This is a genomic window from Mangrovimonas spongiae (assembly GCF_003944795.1).
In the GTDB taxonomy this organism is placed as follows: domain Bacteria; phylum Bacteroidota; class Bacteroidia; order Flavobacteriales; family Flavobacteriaceae; genus Mangrovimonas; species Mangrovimonas spongiae.
In genome coordinates this window covers 68,452-87,518 of record NZ_RWBG01000006.1, presented here as the reverse complement: position 1 = coordinate 87,518, position 19,067 = coordinate 68,452, and the positions used below count along the sequence as shown (strand labels likewise).

Annotated in this window: 15 protein-coding genes; 8 read left to right on the top strand and 7 right to left on the bottom strand. The window is 34.1% G+C overall.

Features of this window, described 5'->3' with window-relative positions:
• Positions 1 to 134 precede the first annotated feature (134 nt).
• The 8 genes from EJA19_RS12370 (at position 135) to EJA19_RS12335 (ending at position 11,828) form a co-directional block, all read left to right on the top strand.
• Positions 135 to 3,140, top strand: a complete 3,006-nt coding sequence (locus EJA19_RS12370; RefSeq protein ID WP_125468691.1) for a T9SS type A sorting domain-containing protein — start codon at positions 135 to 137, stop codon at positions 3,138 to 3,140.
• Between the two features lie 235 nt (positions 3,141 to 3,375).
• Positions 3,376 to 4,785, top strand: coding sequence for a T9SS type A sorting domain-containing protein (locus EJA19_RS12365; protein ID WP_125468690.1), 1,410 nt, complete (start codon positions 3,376 to 3,378; stop codon positions 4,783 to 4,785).
• Positions 4,786 to 4,997: 212 nt separating this feature from the next.
• Positions 4,998 to 6,815 (top strand): T9SS type A sorting domain-containing protein, encoded by a 1,818-nt coding sequence (locus EJA19_RS12360; protein ID WP_125468689.1) that lies wholly within the window; start codon positions 4,998 to 5,000, stop codon positions 6,813 to 6,815.
• A gap of 110 nt (positions 6,816 to 6,925) precedes the next feature.
• On the top strand, positions 6,926 to 7,933 hold the full coding sequence (locus EJA19_RS12355; RefSeq protein ID WP_125468688.1) for a glycosyltransferase: 1,008 nt from the start codon (positions 6,926 to 6,928) through the stop codon (positions 7,931 to 7,933).
• The gene (locus tag EJA19_RS12350; RefSeq protein ID WP_240640292.1) at positions 7,930 to 8,898 is read left to right on the top strand and encodes a YbbR-like domain-containing protein; all 969 of its coding nucleotides are present in this window, start codon (positions 7,930 to 7,932) and stop codon (positions 8,896 to 8,898) included. Before EJA19_RS12355 ends, EJA19_RS12350 begins: the two co-directional genes overlap by 4 nt.
• On the top strand, positions 8,895 to 9,485 hold the full coding sequence (gene coaE / locus EJA19_RS12345) for a dephospho-CoA kinase (protein ID WP_125468687.1): 591 nt from the start codon (positions 8,895 to 8,897) through the stop codon (positions 9,483 to 9,485). The genes EJA19_RS12350 and coaE overlap by 4 nt, the downstream gene beginning before the upstream one ends.
• Positions 9,486 to 9,598: 113 nt before the next feature.
• Positions 9,599 to 11,110, top strand: coding sequence for a sensor histidine kinase (locus tag EJA19_RS12340; protein ID WP_125468686.1), 1,512 nt, complete (start codon positions 9,599 to 9,601; stop codon positions 11,108 to 11,110).
• Between the two features lie 4 nt (positions 11,111 to 11,114).
• A complete protein-coding gene (locus EJA19_RS12335) occupies positions 11,115 to 11,828 on the top strand; it encodes a response regulator transcription factor (RefSeq protein ID WP_125468685.1) in 714 nt (237 codons plus the stop codon).
• 59 nt (positions 11,829 to 11,887) lie between these two features.
• On the opposite strand, the gene miaA is transcribed toward EJA19_RS12335, so the two are convergent.
• The 7 genes from miaA to EJA19_RS12300 form a co-directional block, all read right to left on the bottom strand.
• Positions 11,888 to 12,847, bottom strand: coding sequence for a tRNA (adenosine(37)-N6)-dimethylallyltransferase MiaA (gene miaA / locus EJA19_RS12330; RefSeq protein ID WP_240640291.1), 960 nt, complete (start codon positions 12,845 to 12,847; stop codon positions 11,888 to 11,890).
• A complete protein-coding gene (locus EJA19_RS12325) occupies positions 12,798 to 13,664 on the bottom strand; it encodes an ion transporter (RefSeq protein WP_125468684.1) in 867 nt (288 codons plus the stop codon). Before EJA19_RS12325 ends, miaA begins: the two co-directional genes overlap by 50 nt.
• 44 nt (positions 13,665 to 13,708) lie before the next feature.
• The gene (locus EJA19_RS12320; RefSeq protein ID WP_125468683.1) at positions 13,709 to 15,070 is read right to left on the bottom strand and encodes a 3'-5' exonuclease family protein; all 1,362 of its coding nucleotides are present in this window, start codon (positions 15,068 to 15,070) and stop codon (positions 13,709 to 13,711) included.
• 59 nt (positions 15,071 to 15,129) lie between these two features.
• A complete protein-coding gene (locus tag EJA19_RS12315; RefSeq protein ID WP_125468682.1) occupies positions 15,130 to 15,786 on the bottom strand; it encodes a YggS family pyridoxal phosphate-dependent enzyme in 657 nt (218 codons plus the stop codon).
• Between the two features lie 14 nt (positions 15,787 to 15,800).
• Positions 15,801 to 17,039, bottom strand: a complete 1,239-nt coding sequence (locus EJA19_RS12310) for a DUF1015 domain-containing protein (RefSeq protein WP_125468681.1) — start codon at positions 17,037 to 17,039, stop codon at positions 15,801 to 15,803.
• A 94-nt stretch (positions 17,040 to 17,133) separates the two neighbouring features.
• Positions 17,134 to 18,021, bottom strand: a complete 888-nt coding sequence (locus EJA19_RS12305) for a 3-hydroxybutyryl-CoA dehydrogenase (RefSeq protein ID WP_125468680.1) — start codon at positions 18,019 to 18,021, stop codon at positions 17,134 to 17,136.
• Positions 18,022 to 18,081: 60 nt separating this feature from the next.
• Entirely contained in the window at positions 18,082 to 19,041 is a 960-nt protein-coding gene (locus EJA19_RS12300) for a Gfo/Idh/MocA family protein (RefSeq protein WP_125468679.1), read from the bottom strand.
• Between the last annotated feature and the right edge of the window lie 26 nt (positions 19,042 to 19,067).

The following is a 19,067-nucleotide window of genomic DNA, read 5'->3' as shown; positions in this document are numbered from 1 at the left end:
TTTTTTATTACCGTATTTTCATCGAATAAATACGCTTTTTGTCGATAACACACGTAGGGATGTTATATTGTTTAAAATTATCAATATTTTAACAAACAATTAATTAATTATTAACTACAAAAACTTTTAACTAAATGAAAAAAATTACATTTTATTTATTTGCGCTTTTTGCTCTAGCCTTTTCGTGGCAAGGAATGGCGCAAAGTGTTATTAATATAACAACCTCTGGAGGGTCTTGGCAAACTGAAAAATGGGTCAATATAACAACTGAACCAGATGGTGCTGGTACTCAAGTTTGGGGGCAAGGAAATGGTACCCAATGTGATGGGGCTGGGTTAATAAATGAAGATATTAATATTGCACCGGGTGTATATTATGTAAACTGTTACGATCAGTATGATGATAGTTGGGATGGAACACTTATTTCTGTAACAGCTTATGGTAATGTTCTTGGAGATAATGGAGGTGTTTCTCCAGATGATGGAGAAGATACTGATCTTAATTCTGATTGTGAAGGTACCCCAGAAGAATTAGAAGCGTCTTTTATGATTACCGTTCCTACTCCACCATGTGCAACAGCTGTAGTAGATAGCTCTACAGTGGTTGACGATTGTGGAAACAGCAATGAATTTTCAGTAGATGTCGTAGTTTCTACAGTTGGAGATGGAACAGTTGTTTCAGATGGAACTAATACTTTCCCAATTATTGCAGGAACAGTAACAGCTGGGCCTTATACTGTTGGAGATACTGTAACCTTAACTGTACAGCACTCTGATTCAGCATGTGATTTTCCTTTAGGAGATTTTGAGTCTGATTGTCCACAGATAGTAACATGTGGAACACCAATTAATACGACGTATTGTTATTTAGATAATGACGATACAACATGGACGTTTACATCTTCTGATGGAAGTTCTCTTAGAGTTGACTTTATTGAAGGGTATTTTGAAGATTGTTGCGATGATATCATTATTTATGATGGGGCAGATACTTCTGCAGCTGTATTGTTTATGAGCGATACTAACTATGGTAATGATGCCACAGGAATATCAGCGATAGCTACAGGTGATACAATAACTGTAAGAATAGATTCAGATGGTTCTGTTAGTTGTGATGCAGGTTCTGGATCTCCAGCACTTAATTTTGATGTTACTTGCTCGACATGCGCTCCAGCTGTCGCTACAACAACTATAGTTGAAGATTGTGGAGCGTCTACATTTACGATTGATGTTGCAGTATCTGATTTAGGAGATGCAACAACAATTACTGATGGGACAACACCTCAGCCTATAGCAGCTTCAATGACCTTTGGGCCTTATGCTACGGGAACCGATGTTACTTTAGATGTGGTACATAGTGATGCTGAATGTGATTACACATTGGGAACTTATACTTATGTTTGCCCACCAGCAAACGACGATTGTTCAGGAGCAGAAACGCTTACGGTTAATACAGATTATGGATGTGGTACAGTAACTAGTGGAACTGTATCAGGAGCAACAGACTCTGGTATTGATAATTGTGGAGGAACAGAAGATGATGATGTATGGTATAGTTTTGTGGCTACTAACGCTGCACACCGTGTGTCTCTAATCAATATTTCTGGTTCTACTACAGATATGTATCATGCTGTTTACGATGCAACGTCTGGTTGTGGAGCCTTAGGTGCTGCATTAGAGTGTAATGATGGTAATACTACAGATTTAACTGGTTTAACACCAGGAAACACTTATTATGTGCAAGTTTTCACATGGACTTCAACCGCTGGTCAGGATTCAGCTTTTGATGTTTGTATAGGTACACCACCGCCACCACCAGCAAACGATCTTCCTTCAGGAGCGATTACATTAACTTTAGATGAAGGTACAGCTTGTGGTGCTAATACAATAACAGGTATTTCTAATGAATCTACTACCGATTCAGGAGAAGGTGATCCAAGTTGTTCTAGTCAATGGAGCCCTTCTGCAGGAAATGGAGACTTATGGTATCAATTTACAGCTCCATCTGCAGATTTAAGTTTAAATATTACCAATATAGTAGGTATGTTTAGTGTTTCAGGTGTACTTTATTCAGGAGTACCAGGATCATTAGTAGAAGTAGGTACTTGTGGCAATGGTTGGCCAAAAGACTATACAGGTTTGACTATAGGAGAAACTTACTACCTAAGAGTTTGGGATTATGGTAATGATGATATAGGAACGTTTGATTTATGTGGATACTATTTGTCTTGTACAACAGGTGAAGCTTCTGCATCAGTAACTGACGATTGTGGTTCTAGTACGTTTACTATTGATGTAGATGTAACCTCTTTAGGCGATATTACTCATGTTAATGATGGAACAACATCTTATCCAGTAGTTGCAGGAGTTAATACATTACCTACAACTTATAACTTTGGAGATTCAATCACTTTAACAGCAGAACACTCGGACTCTAATTGTGATTTTGAAATAGGAACTTATACAGAAGGTGTTTGCCCTCCTGTTTGTGGTGGAAACTTCTATGATACTGGAGGAGATTCATCGTCTTATTCTAATGATGAGAATTATACAGTAACAATTTGCCCAGATGTAGCAGGGGATGCTGTTACAGTAACGTTTAATAGTTTCCTTGTTGAAGGAGATGGAGATGGTGATTGTTATGATGCACTTTATATTTATGATGGATCAGACAATACTGGAACACCAATAACGCCGCAATCATTAGGTTTAAACCCTGGAGCAACAAGTACAGGTTTTTGCTGGCAAGAAGCTGCAGATGGTACAGCTGATTTAACAGGTGAAGCCATAACAGCAACCAACCCTTCTGGATGTTTAACGTTTACATTTACGTCTGATGGGTCTGTTACATTTGATGGATGGGATGCTTCAGTATCATGTGCTACTATGAGTGTAGATAACTTTAGTTCAGATGCATTATTTACATATTACCCTAACCCAGTAAACAATATGTTAAGCTTAAAAGCACAAAGCAATATAAGCAACGTATCTGTGTATAATATGTTAGGGCAGGAAGTAATAAGAACAGCACCTAATACAGTATCAAACGATGTAAACATGAGCGAATTACAAGCTGGTGCTTACTTTGTAAAAGTAACTGTAAACGGAACAACAGAAACTATTAGAATTATTAAGAAATAAATTCTTAGGAAACTATAAGTTTTATAAAGCCACTCAGAAATGAGTGGCTTTTTTTATGCTATGCTTAAAAAAGGTAGTGAAATGATGATTTGTAATATACTGCATATTAGTAAGATGTGTTTTTTATCGATGAAAAATACATCTTGTCGATTTTTGTTAAAAAAAAGAAATACCTCATTTTTTGTTGTTAATTTATGATCAATTAATCAATTTTTTAACCTTAAACCAATTAATTATGAAAAAAACTACATTTTACCTTTTAGTGTTATGTTGTGTTGCTTTTTCGTGGCAGAGTATGTCACAATGCGATTTTGATGGTAATCAATATCCAGCTGATCCATTAATATTATTCAATGATGGTTCAGTAGAGGAAATAAGTGATTGTAACTGGTTTGGAGAATATTCAGCCATACAAAATTTAAATATTGGCGATGAGTACCTTTTTGATGCTGATGGTGGTTATATAACCATTATTGATAGTGCAGATGGAACTACAGTATTAGCTTATGGAGCGTCACCATTAACTTGGACAGCAACTGCAACAAATGTAGAAGCACATTGGGCGGTTAGTGCAGGATGTGAAGCTCAAGGAGATTTTACTTGCCATATAACAACAATAACAAATAACGATGGCGCACCAGCCCCAGCACCTGACTGTGCAACAACTCCAACCCCAGCTGTAGGGGCTACAGATGTTACTGTAGGAAATACAACTTTATCTTGGATGGCACCTACTACAGGACCAACACCAACAGCTTATAATATTTATGAATATGATGATGAGTTTGGGACAAATCCTGGGTTAATAGGAACCGTTACGACTACTTCTATGGATGTTACTATAAATGCTTATGAAGTAACTTTATATTGGGCAGCTATTCCTGTAAATGCATCAACAGAAGCAACAGGCTGCGATGTTTGGAGCTTTACAACAGAGGCTACACCACCACCACCAGCAAATGATGACCCAGCTGGAGCAATAATGCTAACACCTGGTCCGGATTTTGCTACCAATGCTTTAGCAGGCCAAACAAACGGAGGTGCTACCGCTTCAGAAGTAGCAGACGCTACTATACCAGATCCAAGTTGTTCTTCCTATGAAGGAGGCGACATTTGGTATATGGTATCTGTACCATCTGATGGTAATTTAACTATCGAAACTAATGCAGATCCAACAGGTGGAGGAGGTGACTCAGGAATGTCTATTTACTCTGGGGCAATTGGATCGTTTACAGAGGTTGGATGTAATGATGATGGTTCAGATGATGGCTTATATTCTTTAGTTGATATTGTTCCTGCAGATGGTTTAGCCGATCAGACATTATATATAAGAGTGTTCGAATATGGAGACAATGCCACAATTAATTTCCAAGTATCAGCGTATAGTGCAACATTAAGTGTAGGGCAAGTTGAGTTTGTAGGCTTTAAATACTATCCAAACCCAGTAAACGATATGTTAAGCTTAAAAGCACAAAGTAACATAAGCAAAGTATCTGTGTATAACATGTTAGGTCAAGAAGTAATAAGAACAGCGCCTAATACAGTATCAAATGATGTAAACATGAGCGAATTACAAGCTGGTGCATACTTTGTAAAAGTAACTGTAAACGGAACAACAGAAACTATTAGAATTATTAAGAAATAATATTTCTATATAATAAAACTATTAAAAGGTGTCTTTTTAAGGGCACCTTTTTTTTATACAATAAAAAGAAGTTTGTCAAAGCTATAAAGGAAATCATTTTCTTTAGTCGGTAAAAAAATATGTTTTAACGATTGCGAAGGAGACTATCATTATAATCTCAAAAAAAATTAATAACTTAATAGTCAGTCAGTTATTAATAAAAATATAGTCTCATGAAAAAAAATACGTGGTATTTATGTATTACCTTATGTTATGTATGCTTTTCATGGCAGAGTAGTGCTCAATCCCAATCTACAGAAAACTTTGCAACAAATGGAAGCGATGACGCTCCAACAGTCTTAAGTATTTCTAATACCGACATAACTGTAAACCAAGGGCAACCCATTCAATCTATTTTTTTAGGAACATTTACAAGCCATTATGATAGTCCAACAGGAGGAACAGGATGGTGTGATGATTGGTATGCATTTAATCTAGAAGTTACAGGAGGAACATCTGATGGCGTTTCTATAACAAATGGCTGCGATGTAGATTTTAATGGTTTAGACGTTACAGGCTTTACCACGATAACAATTACATCAGTCAATATAGATGATTATATCGATACAGTTTATTTTGATATTGATCTAGAAGTTACTTATCAAACACCAAGTTGTCTAGCGCCAGGAGGAATGCAAGCTAGTAATGTTACGACAAGTTCTGCCGATTTATCTTGGACTGCTGGTGATACAGAAACAGTTTGGTATATAGAATGGAAAGCAGATACAGATTTTACACCAGGTAATGGTGAAGAAGATGGTGCAGATACGATATCTAGCACACCAGAGTACAATAATATGTTACAGTCTTTAATGTCTGAAACAGTATATTATGTGTATTATCAAGCCGATTGTGGAGGAGATGTGAGTGCTTGGGTAGCATATTCTTTTGTAACATTATCGGAGCCCCCAACAAATGATGATTGTGCTAATGCAGAAGTTGTAACAATAGGTATAGATACTTGTGGGCCAGAAATTACAGCAAGTAATAATGAAGCTACAAATTCAGGTGTGGCACAAGCAAGCTGTGCTACAGCAACATATTCAGGAGGAGATATTTGGTATTCTTTTACTGTTCCTACGGGGTATAGTATGGTTAATTACACAAGAAACGCTTCAGATTTTTCAACAACACAAGTAGAATTATATAGTGGGACATGTGGTAGCTTAATAGAAGAAGGGTGCACAACATCAGCATCACATAGCTTTTCAGGATTAACTTCTGGAGCAACTTATTATTTACGTATTTATGATTGGGGAAATAACGATTTTGGAGATGTTTTGTTTTGCCTAGGAGTTTCGTCACCACTAGCAAATGATGATTGTGCTAATGCTGAAATTTTAGTACAAGAAATAAACATACCTAATGCTGAATCGGCTACTCCAAATTCAGGCACAATCGAAGGAGCAACTAATTCTGGTTTAGCAGCTGAATCTTGTAACAGTTTTTCAGGAACAGCTAACGATGATGTGTGGTATGCGTTTGAAGCATTAACTGGTAATGTAAACATAACAGTAGATGATGAAACAGTATTTTTTGATATAGTTATTCAGGTTTATTCCGGAGTTTGCGGCGCATTAGTTAACATAGGTTGTGCTGATGCAGGCAACCCTGAAGAAGCTATGCTTACAGGTTTAACTCCAGGCGAAACCTATTATTTTAGAATCTATCAGTATGGAGATACATCAAATACATTAGGAAAAGACTTTAATGTAAAACTATGGTCATCAGATGCTTTGTCAAATACAGACATTGAAAAAGAGCAGTTGTTCACATATTACCCTAACCCCGTAAACGATATGTTAAGTATAAAAGCACAAAGCAATATAAGCAAGGTGTCTGTGTATAATATGCTGGGGCAAGAAATAATAAGAATAACACCTAATACAGTAACAAACGAAGTAAACATGAGCGAATTACAAGCTGGCGCTTACTTTGTAAAAGTGATTGTAGGGGAAATAACTAAAACCCTTAGAGTTATTAAGAGGTAACTTTAAGACTTTTATAAATAAAAAAAAGCCAATCAAAAATGAGGGGCTTTTTTTGTGCTTCTTAGTATTTAGTAGAAGAAATTACTATTACTTTAATTACCTTTGTTTTTATGTCAGAAATCACATATTCTTTTATTATACCAGTTTATAATAGGCCAGAAGAAATAAAAGAGCTTTTGGAGAGTTTTACCGCTTTTAAAACCGAAATTCCTTTTGAAGTTGTTATTGTAGAAGATGGTTCTGACAATAAAAGTGATGCGGTTATTACCACTTACAAAGAACGTTTAAATATTTCTTACTATTATAAAGAAAATAGTGGTCCAGGCGATTCTAGAAATTATGGTATGGCAAAAGCCAAAGGGAATTATTTTATTATTTTAGATTCCGATTGTATTTTACCAAGCCACTATTTAACGGCTGTTGATAAGAGTTTAAAAACACATTTTATACATTGTTTTGGTGGACCAGATGCTGCACATGAGTCATTTTCTATACTTCAAAAAGCCATAGATTTTTCAATGACATCATTTATAACTACAGGAGGAATACGAGGTCATAAACGAAGTGTAAATAAATTTCAGCCTAGGAGTTTTAATATGGGGCTCTCAAAAGAGGCCTTTTTAAAAACTAAAGGGTTTGGAAACATCCATCCTGGCGAAGATCCTGATTTAACAATAAGACTTTGGCGTTTAGGTTTTGATACTAAATTAATCTCCGAAGCCTTTGTATACCATAAACGACGTATATCATGGCGTAAGTTTTATAAGCAAGTCAATAAGTTTGGCCTTGTTAGACCAATACTTAATAAACGTTATCCTGAAACAAGCAAATTAACTTATTGGTTGCCTACGTGTTTCATGTTAGGGGTGTTATTAGCTATAATTTTAGCTTTTTTAGGGGTTTATAGTCTGCTAAGTTTGTACGGTATTTATTTTGTATTCGCTTTTGTTCTTGCTTTAGTTAAAACAAAGCATATAGGTGTTGCTGTTTTAGCAATCTTAGCTATATGTATTCAGTTTTTTGGTTATGGCTTAGGCTTTTTAAAATCAACTTGGTTGGTAAGTGTACTATCTAAATCGCCAGAACGTGTCTTTCCTAATTTGTTTTTTAAGGTATGATAAGAATAATACAAACAAAGTTAATCTCTGCCATAAAAAGTAAACGCATTAATGTGTTTTTACTGTTTGTAGTGTTGTCTTTTATCACGCTTTTACTTTTAAAGCTATCAAATACCTATACCAAAACAATAACATTTAATATAACTAAAAAAGAGGTCCCAGAGGCCTATGTAATTGTTAACGATAGTTCACATGCTCTGGAAATAACATTAAAAACTAATGGCTTTAATTTATTACAATATTATTTATCCAGACCAAAAGTTAATGTCAATTTTAAAAATGATATAACACAAACCGATAGTTTATATATTTGGAGTAAATCGGCTTTTTTCTCAAAATTAAATCAGCAATTTGATAAAGATATAGAGCTGTTAAATGTAACCCCAGATACCTTAAAGTTCCGATTTGATAAAAATGAAGTAAAGAAGATACCTATAAAACTAAATTCAAGGATTAGTTTTAGCCCTGGGTACGATTTATTTAAACCTATTGTTTTAAATCCAGACTCAATTAAAGTTATTGGTCCCCAAGTTTTAGTAGATAAAATACACGCCATCGAAACAGATTCGGTAACTTTATTAGATGTAAAAAACAACCAACAGAAAAAAGTTAAGCTTAAGTTGCCAAATAATTCTAATGATAACTTGATTTTTTCAAATAGTAGCACAAGTATTAATATAGAGGTAGATAAATTTACCGAAGGACATTTAAAAGTACCCGTAAGTATTATTAATGTTCCAGAAAACATCACGCTTAAGTACTTTCCAAAAAAGGTAAACATATCGTATTATACGAGCTTAACACACTTTAAAGAGATAAAAGCGAAAGATTTTTTGGTGGTTTGCGACTATAATCAAATTAATGAAAATCAAACAGCATTAATCCCTAAAGTTACTAGAAAGCCAGAACAAGTAAGACACGTTAAGGTAGATCAAGCACAAATAGATTTTATTATAGTACAATGATTATAGTAGGAATAACAGGCGGTATAGGAAGCGGAAAAACAACTGTAGCAAAAGTTTTTCAAGACGCATATGGAATACCTGTTTACATAGCAGATGATGAAGCAAAGCGTTTAATGAATGATTCTAAAATTATTAAACAAGAGTTAATAGCATTATTTGGTGAAAACGCTTACAAAGAAGGGAAGCTAAATAAAACATATTTATCTCAAGAAATTTTTAACGACAAGTCTAAGTTAGAAAAAATGAATGCCATTGTGCATCCTAGAGTCGCCCAACATTTTAAAAACTGGGTAGAGGAACAAGATGCTCCTTATGTTTTAAAAGAAGCAGCTATTTTATTCGAGTCTGGAAGCTATAAACAATGCGATTACATTATAACAGTAACCGCACCACTGTCAACGCGTGTAGAAAGAGTGTTAAAACGAGATAATACCACCAAAGAAAAAGTGCAATCTATTGTAGAGAACCAATGGAGCGACGAAAAAAAAATAGAGCTTTCCAATTTTGTAATTGTTAATAAAACATTTGAAAAAACACGAGAGCAAGTCCACGAAACCCACTCTAAAATTCTTAACTTAATAGGGTAATCCGCAAATTTTAACATTTTTGTTAATGTAAGGTTAAATGCTACAGAGACTAAATGTTAAAATCTTAATTTTGACTGATGAGCAGAAAGTTATTCATCATACTCGTGTTATTAATGAGTTTATCGCTAATAGGCATCATATTTGTACAAGCCTATTATATTAATAACTCTATAAAAAACGAGGAAGAGCAGTTTACATTTAATGTAAAAAAGGCGCTTACTTATACCTCAAAAGCCATAGAGGATCGCGAGTTTAGAGAGCACATGGTTAAGTTTGAAAAAATGTTCTCAGATGGTGTTGTGGTTGATACCACGGGCTACAGAGAATTATATTTTAAAACCGATGATCCTAGCTCAGACGATGTTTTAATTTATAGAAATAGTGTTTTAGAAGAAAACTATAAACTCTCATCCTCGATCTTTGACATAGGTTTAGATAGTATTAATATTATAAAAGTATTAAGTGAGCGAAAAACCAATATAATAAGAGGCAATAATATTGATGCCATGATGCTTGATATAGGAAATCTAACACGTAGCAAAGAAGTCTTTTACGACGATGCTTACAAAGATTTATCCTATAGAGTGCCCATTCATAAACGCGTATCAAAAGCAGAAATAAACAGGTTTCTTAAAAAGAAATTAGCCGATGATGGCGTAACATTAGATTACGAATTTGCTATTTACAGTAATAATTTAGCAACAAAAGTACAGACAGACGATTTCGAGCTTCAAAAAGCATCGACCTTTGGTGTGCCTATTTTTCAAAATGAAAACGATTTAAACAACTATCAATTATTGGTTAACTTTCCTAATAGGAATAAATTTTTACATTCATCAATAATAAAAATGACGTTGTTATCTATAATTTTCACCTCAATTATAGTTATCGCTTACACAAGTGCCTTAATGCAATTATTAAAACAGCGAAAGATTTCCGAAATAAAATCGGATTTTATTAATAACATGACGCACGAATTTAAAACGCCAATAGCAACTATAAATTTAGCGTTAGATGCCATAAAAAATCCTAAAATTATAGATGATAAAGACAAAGTCATGCGTTATTTAAACATGATTAAAGACGAAAATAAACGTATGCATGCGCATGTTGAAAATGTATTAAGGATATCTAAACTAGAAAAAAACGAACTTAACATTAGTAAGGAACGTGTAAAACTGCACGACTTAATAGAAGATGCTATTACACATGTAGAGTTAATTGTAGAAGATAGACAAGGATTTATTAAAACCCATTTAAATGCCGATAAATCTTCTGTTTTAGCAAACGAAACCCATTTTACTAATGTTATTGTGAATATTTTAGATAATGCCATAAAATATTCGCCAGAAGCCCCAAAAATAGATGTGTATACCGAAAACGTAGGAACAAACATTATTTTAAGGGTAAAAGATCAAGGTAGTGGTATGAGTAAAGCCGCTCAAAAACGTGTGTTTGAAAAGTTTTATAGAGAACATACAGGAAATATACATAATGTAAAAGGACACGGGTTAGGATTAGCCTATGTAAAACGAATAGTAGATGACCATCAAGGTCATATATCAGTAGAAAGTGAAAAAGACAAAGGAAGTACCTTTATTATAAAACTTCCATTAATATCGTAAAGCTATGAATGAACAAGAACAAAAGAAAATTTTATTAGTAGAAGACGATCCAAATTTTGGAACCATTTTAAAGGATTACTTGTTAATGAACGATTATCAAGTAACCCATGCTAAAAATGGAATGGAAGGTTTCGAAAAGTTTAAAAAAGACGATTTCGATTTATGCATTTTAGATGTAATGATGCCTTACAAAGATGGATTTACACTTGCTAAAGAAATTAGAGAGAAAAATACCGATGTGCCTATTATTTTCTTAACGGCTAAAGCCATGAAAGAAGATGTTTTAAAAGGTTATAAAGTAGGAGCAGACGATTATTTAAATAAACCTTTTGATAGTGAAGTCCTGCTAATGAAAATTAAAGCCATCATGCAACGTAAAGCTACAGAATCTGTGGCAGATAGTAAGCAGTTTGAGTTTCAAATAGGTAAGTTTCATTTAAACTCCAAACTAAGATTCTTAACTTACGATGGCGGCGAGCAAACCAAATTATCGCCTAAAGAAAACGATTTGTTACGCCTTTTAGCATTACATGAAAACGATTTAATGCCACGTGAGTTAGCATTAACTAAAATTTGGAGAGACGATAACTATTTTACATCGCGAAGTATGGATGTTTATATCGCCAAATTGCGTAAATATTTAAAGCAAGATGAGAATGTTGAAATTTTAAACATTCATGGCGAAGGCTTTAGATTGGTCGTTAATCAAGAGGCTTAATAAACCCAAAAATAAATTAAAATAAAGCTCGCTTTTAAAGTGGGCTTTTTTAGTATACGCTATTTGTTCGAGAAGATATGTTCTATCTTCTGAAATATGATTTCTGGCTTAGTTTCAAAATCAAACCAATGAATATTAGGTTTTTTTCTGTACCAGGTTAATTGTCGTTTAGCAAATCGTCTGGTATTTTTCTTGATTTCTGATATTGCAAAATCTAGGGTCCAATCTCCTTCAAAAAACTTAAATAGTTCTTTGTATCCAACCGTATTTAACGCATTTAATATTTTTTGGGGATGAAGTGTTTTAGCTTCGTCTATCAAACCTTCTTCAACCATAATGTCAACACGTTTGTTTATCCGGTTGTAAATAATTTCTCTATCGGCAGTTAAACCTATATAAATAGTATTAAAATTTCGGTTGTTTTTTTTTCTATTTAAAAATGAAGAATACGGTTTTCCTGTTCCTAAAGAGATTTCTAACGCACGAATAACACGATGCGGATTATCAATAGCAATTGTATTATAGGAAGTTAAATCGACACTTTTAAGCTGCTCTTGTAGCTTCTCTAAACCATCTTTTTTTAAGGTATTGTTTAGGGTTTCTCTAATACTAGTATCTACTTTAGGAAAATCATCTAAACCTTGTACTACGGCATCAACATATAAACCAGAACCACCAACCAGGACAACAATATCTTTAGTTTTAAATAAATTGTTTAATAAGGCTATGGCATCATTTTCAAAAGCACCAACACTATAATTATCTGTAATAGATTTATGGTGAATAAAGTGATGTTTAGCTTTTGAAAGTTCTTCTGGTGTAGGTGCAGCTGTGCCTATTTGCATTTCTTTAAAAAACTGTCTTGAATCTGCTGATAGAATTTCGGTATTAAAATGATTGGCTAATTTTATACTAAGTACTGTTTTTCCAATGGCAGTTGGACCAACTACGGCGATGAGGTATTTTTGTTTAGTCATAATGTAATTTATGGCCGCATTTATAACAATATTTTGCGCCATCTTTATGGTTTTCAGATAGGCAGCTATGACAAGATTGTGAATTAACGTCAGACTCTACAGGGTGTGAAGGAATATAAGGTGCTTTGTTATTATCATTAGTTTGTTTAGTATATTCTGCAGAAACAATTCCTGTTGGAACAGCAATTATTCCATACCCCATAATCATAATACAAGCGGCTATAAATTGGCCTAAAGGTGTAACTGGAGCAATGTCTCCAAAACCGACTGTGGTAAGTGTTACAATACACCAATACACACTTTTGGGTATGTTAGTAAAACCGCTTTCGGCACCTTCAACCAAGTACATAATTGTTCCAAAAATGACCGATGCTATTAAAACCGCAAATAAAAACACCGATATTTTTGCACGACTAGCTTTTATTGCAGAGGCTAATTGATTTGAAGCGCCTAGGTATCGTGCAAGTTTTAATATTCTAAACACTCTTAATAATCTTAATGCGCGTAACGCAACTAAAGCATGTGTGCCAGCAAAAATTAAGGATAAGTACTTGGGTATGGTTGATAGTAAATCTATAATTCCATAAAAACTGGTAATGTATTTAATGGGTTTTTTTACAGTAATGATACGTAAAATGTATTCTATGCTAAAAAGAATGGTAATAACCCATTCTGAGATGTTTAAAAGAGTATGATGTTTTTGGTCGAAACTTTCTACACTTTCTAGCATAACTAAAAGTATACTTGCAAGAATAGCTATTAGTAGAATAATATCAAATAGCTTTCCTGATGGTGTATCGGCTTCATAAATAATTTCGTGAAGCTTTTCTTTCCAGTTATGTGAAGATTCTTTCTTCATATAAAATCAAAAGTACTAAAAATAAAAGTAGCTTAAGTTAATGTTTAAAGTGACACTATTTTTAGTTTTTTGTTCTTCCTTAAATAGTTTTGAATAATATGTTGCGAATCTCTATTATTTTCCATTGGTGTAATGATAGATTCTAAAACCTCTATGTTTGTTATTTGATAATTAAGATCAAAATGACCAAGTCCTACGAAAATACCATTTTTAATATAAACCACACTTTTTTCACCAGCATGTCTTCCACGGTCAATAATTAACATGTTTTTAGTGTCGTAACTGTATTTGGAAATGAGCTGATTTACGCGTTTGTTATAATCTTCAGGCGATTCTTCTTTAATACAAGCGCCTTCACATTCTTTAATGGTGTAATTAAAGCAATTAGACGTTGTAGGGTAAAGTCCTGTAAGTTTTTGACAAAGCTTAAACTCTTCTGTAGCTTTAAATAAAAATTGTTTCCCACTTTGCCTTGTTGTAAAGGTGGTTATGGCATTTTCATTATCAGCTTTATCTAGTTTTAAGTTAATGTATCCATTGTTATCTGTAAAATGATATAAAGCATGCGTAAAAATATTTCTACGTAAAGCCCTATTAAATAAAGGCTTGTTGCGTTTTATTTCTTCGCTTTCTTTTAATAAGGCAATAAGTTCACTACCAGTTTTTTCGTAAGTAACCGCAGCGGTTTGAAGTTGTATTTTTTTCGATTTGGGTGAGGTATTTGTAAAATGTTGACTAATTCTGTTTTTAATATTTTTGCTTTTCCCAATATAAATAATGTCGCCATTGTCATTATGAATATAATAAATCCCCGTGGTATTATTTGGCAAATCGTCTATAATACGTTTTAAAGTGGGTTCAATTTGAGATTTAGGTTCAACACGGATAGCATCTTTAATAATATACTTTTCTAAATCTTTATGTAGTAGCATTTTAAACAACTTTACGGTGGCTTGAGCATCGCCACTAGCACGATGTCTATCACTAACAGGAATACCTAAAGACCTTGAAAGTTTTCCTAAACTATAGGAATTCTGACCTGGAATAAGTTGTTTTGAAAGTTCTACGGTACAAAGTGTTTTACGCTTATAACCAAAACCAAGGCGTTTAAATTCGGTTTTTAAAATGCGGTAATCAAATTTGGCATTGTGTGCTACAATAATGCAATTTTCTGTAATTTCAACAATACGTTTTGCAACTTCATAAAACTTAGGGGCATTTCGAAGCATTTTATTATTAATACCTGTAAGGTTAACAACAAAAGGCTGAATGTCCCGTTCTGGGTTAACAAGGCTTATAAATTGATCGACAATTTCATGACCGTCAAATTTATAAATAGCAATTTCGGTAATACCTTCTTCGTTATATTTACCACCTGTGGTTTCTATGTCTACAATTGCGTACAAATATGTTTATGCTAAAGATTATTGATTTTTAAATTATTGTTTAATGTTTTCATGACTCGCTAATAGTTTCTAGCACCAAAAATAGAGCTTCCTACACGAATCATGTTACTACCAGACTCAATGGCAATAGGGTAGTCACCACTCATTCCCATTGAAATAGTTTTAAATTCTGGATTCTGATTTTTTAATGTGTCAAAAATGGATTTTAATCGATCGAATTCATTTTTCACCTGATTTTCGTCATCGGTAAATGTGGCCATTCCCATAACACCAACCACGCGTACATTTTCTAGTTCTAAAAATGCTTCAGATTGAAGGATGTCTTTTGCTTCAGTCGCAGCCATACCAAACTTACTATCTTCTTTGGCAATTTTTATTTGCAATAGGCAATCAATGATGCGGTCGTGTTTTTTAGCTTGTTTGTTAATTTCTTTTAACAGTTTTAAACTATCCACACCGTGAATTAAATGTACAAACTCGGCCATATACTTTACCTTGTTACGTTGCACATGACCAATCATATGCCAACGGATGTCCTTTGGTAAGGCGTCGGCTTTATCAGCCATGTCTTGGATTTTATTTTCTCCAAAATCACGTTGTCCAGCCTTGTAGGCTTCCATAATATCGCTATTGGGTTTGGTTTTGCTAACCGCAACCAAAGTCACTGTTTTTGGAATACTATCGAGAATGTGTTTTAGGTTTTGTTGAATGTTCATTTAAGCCAATTGTTTTAAAATTCATAAATGGTCACGCCGCTTCGTAACTTAGGTAATACATAAGTGCTTTTTGGTGGCATTTTTAAACCATCGTTGGCAATTTGCTTTACTTGCTCTATAGTTGCAGGAACCATACCAAACCCAACTTTATACGTCTTATTGTCAATCTTATTTACCATTTCAACAATATCGTTTTTGCCGTGGCTATATGAAATACGTTCGTCGTTTCTTAAATCGTGAATATCCAAAATAGGTTTTAAGATGGTTTTGTATAATAATTGGGCGTCTAATGCCTCTAAAGATGTCTCGAATGTGTATTGCGACTTCCTTAAATATAACGAATAAAATTCTCCATCTAAATACATACTAAAATGATGCGCTTTTGAAGGTTTATACGGTGTTTTACCACGGTTTTCTATGCGGTAATATTCGTCTAGTTTAATAAGAAACTCTTCTTTGCTTAAGCCGTTTAAATCTTTTACTAAACGATTGAATTCGTAGATTTTTAAATTCGATTCTGGAATTAAATAACTCATAAAAAAATTATAGCCTTCTTCTCCAGAATGGTTGGGGTTACTATTTTTTAAATCTTTATAAAGCAAATACGACGATGCCGAACGATGGTGTCCATCAGCAATGTAAATGGTTGGAATGTTTTCAAATTGTTGTTGAATAGTTTTTACCATTTCTATATCGTTAACTAACCATAAATAATGCGTATCGCGGTAGGTTGTGGTAAACTCAAATTCAGCACGTTTCTGTTGTACTTTAGTAATAATATTATCAATAATATCGTTGTTGGGATAGGTAAGTAGCACAGGTTCGGCATTAAATCCAACGGTTTTTAGATAGTCTTTAAAAACAATTTCTTTAAATGCTAAGGTATCCTCGTGTTTTTTTATAACATCGTTTTCGTAGTCTTCGGCACTAGCGGCTGCAATGATACCATTAAACATATCGCCATCACGATTTACAATACGATAGATGTAAAACGAAGAGGTTTGATCTTGTGTAAAGATTCCTTCTTCTTTAAATTCCAAGTACCTGTTTTTTACTAAACCATACCTTGCTTTTCCAGAAACTTCTTTATCAAAACGATAGCCTGGATTTACAATATGCAAAAATGAAAACGGGTTGTCCCTAAGTCTAGCTTCACGCTGATCCTTAGTGTAGCTCTGATACGAGCGAGCAGCCACAAGACTAACTTTATCTCGTGTTGGTCTAACTGCTTTAAATGGATTTATTTTTGCCATTGATTTTAGTAGTTAGTAATCAGTATTTAGTAGCTAGTCAATAGTAGTTAGCAAAAGAATTACAGTCAAACTAGCTACTATCTACTACTCACTTTTATACAAACTGCTTAGAAACGTTTTCAGCTTTTCGACTTTCTGAATAATCGTAGAATCCTTCACCAGATTTCACACCTAATTTTCCAGCTCTCACCATATTAACTAATAATGGGCAAGGTGCATATTTGGGGTTTTTAAAGCCTTCATACATCACCTCTAAAATAGAAAGACAAACGTCTAACCCAATAAAATCGGCTAATTGTAAAGGTCCCATTGGGTGAGCCATTCCTAATTTCATTACGGTGTCAATTTCTTTTACGCCAGCAACGCCATTATAAAGTGTTTCAATACTCTCGTTTAGCATTGGCATTAAAATACGATTAGCTACAAATCCAGGATAATCATTAACTTCTACAGGAACTTTGCCCAAGGTTTTAGAAAGTTCCATAATGGTGTTGGTAACCTCATCTGTTGTATTATAACCACGTATAATTTCTACCAATTTCATAATTGGAACAGGATTCATAAAGTGCATGCCAATCACTTGAGCTGGACGAGAAGTTACAGCTGCAATTTGCGTGATAGAAATAGAAGAGGTGTTTGTGGCCAAAATGGTGTCTTCTGAACAAACCTCATCTAATTGTTTGAAGATTTTTAATTTTAAATCTACGTTTTCTGTGGCTGCTTCTACAACAAGATCCGATTTTTTTACACCGTCTTCAACACTGGTAAAAGTGGTAATATTACCAAGCGTTGCATTTTTATCGGCTTCGGAAATTTTTTCCTTGGCAAGCATTCTGTCTAAATTCTTGGTAATGGTTGCTAAACCTCGGTTAAGAGCCTCTTCGCTAATATCTATTAATTGTACATTAAATCCGCTTTGTGCAAATGTATGAGCAATACCATTACCCATAGTTCCTGCACCTATTACTGCTATATTTTTCATTAAAAAAAATTATGTTTTACCGTAATAACGGTACTATTGATTATTATTTGATTTTAGTTTTTAAAGTTGATCCACAATCATAGTGGCAACACGTAACGCTTCGGTACCATCGTGAAGTGTTACTATTGGTTTTGTGTTGGTATTTATGGCGTGGGCAAAGGTTTCTAGCTCATCTAAGATGGCATTATTGCTAGATATTTCGGGATTATCGAAATAGATTTGCTTTTTTATGCCTTCGGCATTTTGGAGAATCATATCAAAATCACCTGGATTTTCAGGGGCGTCTTTCATTTTTACGACCTCGCATTTTTTCTCTAAAAAGTCAACCGAAATGTAGGCATCCTTTTGAAAAAATCTAGATTTACGCATATTTTTTAGTGAAATTCTACTAGCGGTTAAATTGGCTACACAGCCATTTTCAAACGCTATGCGCGCATTGGCAATATCTGGCGTTTCACTAATCACCGAGACACCGCTGGCAGAAACACTTTTTACTTTAGATTTAACCACACTTAAAATAATATCGATATCGTGAATCATTAAATCCAAAACCACTGGAACATCTGTGCCACGAGGGTTGAATTCTGCTAAACGATGCGTTTCGATAAACATTGGGTTTTGAATATTGTCTTTTACTGCCATAAATGCCGGATTGAACCGTTCTACATGCCCAACTTGTCCACGAATATCGTGTTGTGCTAAAAGCTCTCGAATGTGCTCGGCTTCTTCAACAGTGTTGGTAATGGGCTTTTCTATAAAAATATGTTTACCTTTTGCAATGGCTTGTTTAGCGCAATCGTAATGCGAAAGGGTTGGTGTAACAATGTCTACCATATCCACAGCATCAATTAATGCATCGATGGAATTGAAATAGGTGTATCCAAACTCTTCGGCAACTTTTTTAGCATTGGTTTCATCGGCATCATAAAACCCTACTAATTCATATTTATCTGATTGATTTAACAATCGCAAATGTATTTTTCCTAAGTGCCCAGCACCTAATACTCCAGCTTTTAACATAAATAAGTTTGTTTTCCACAAAAATA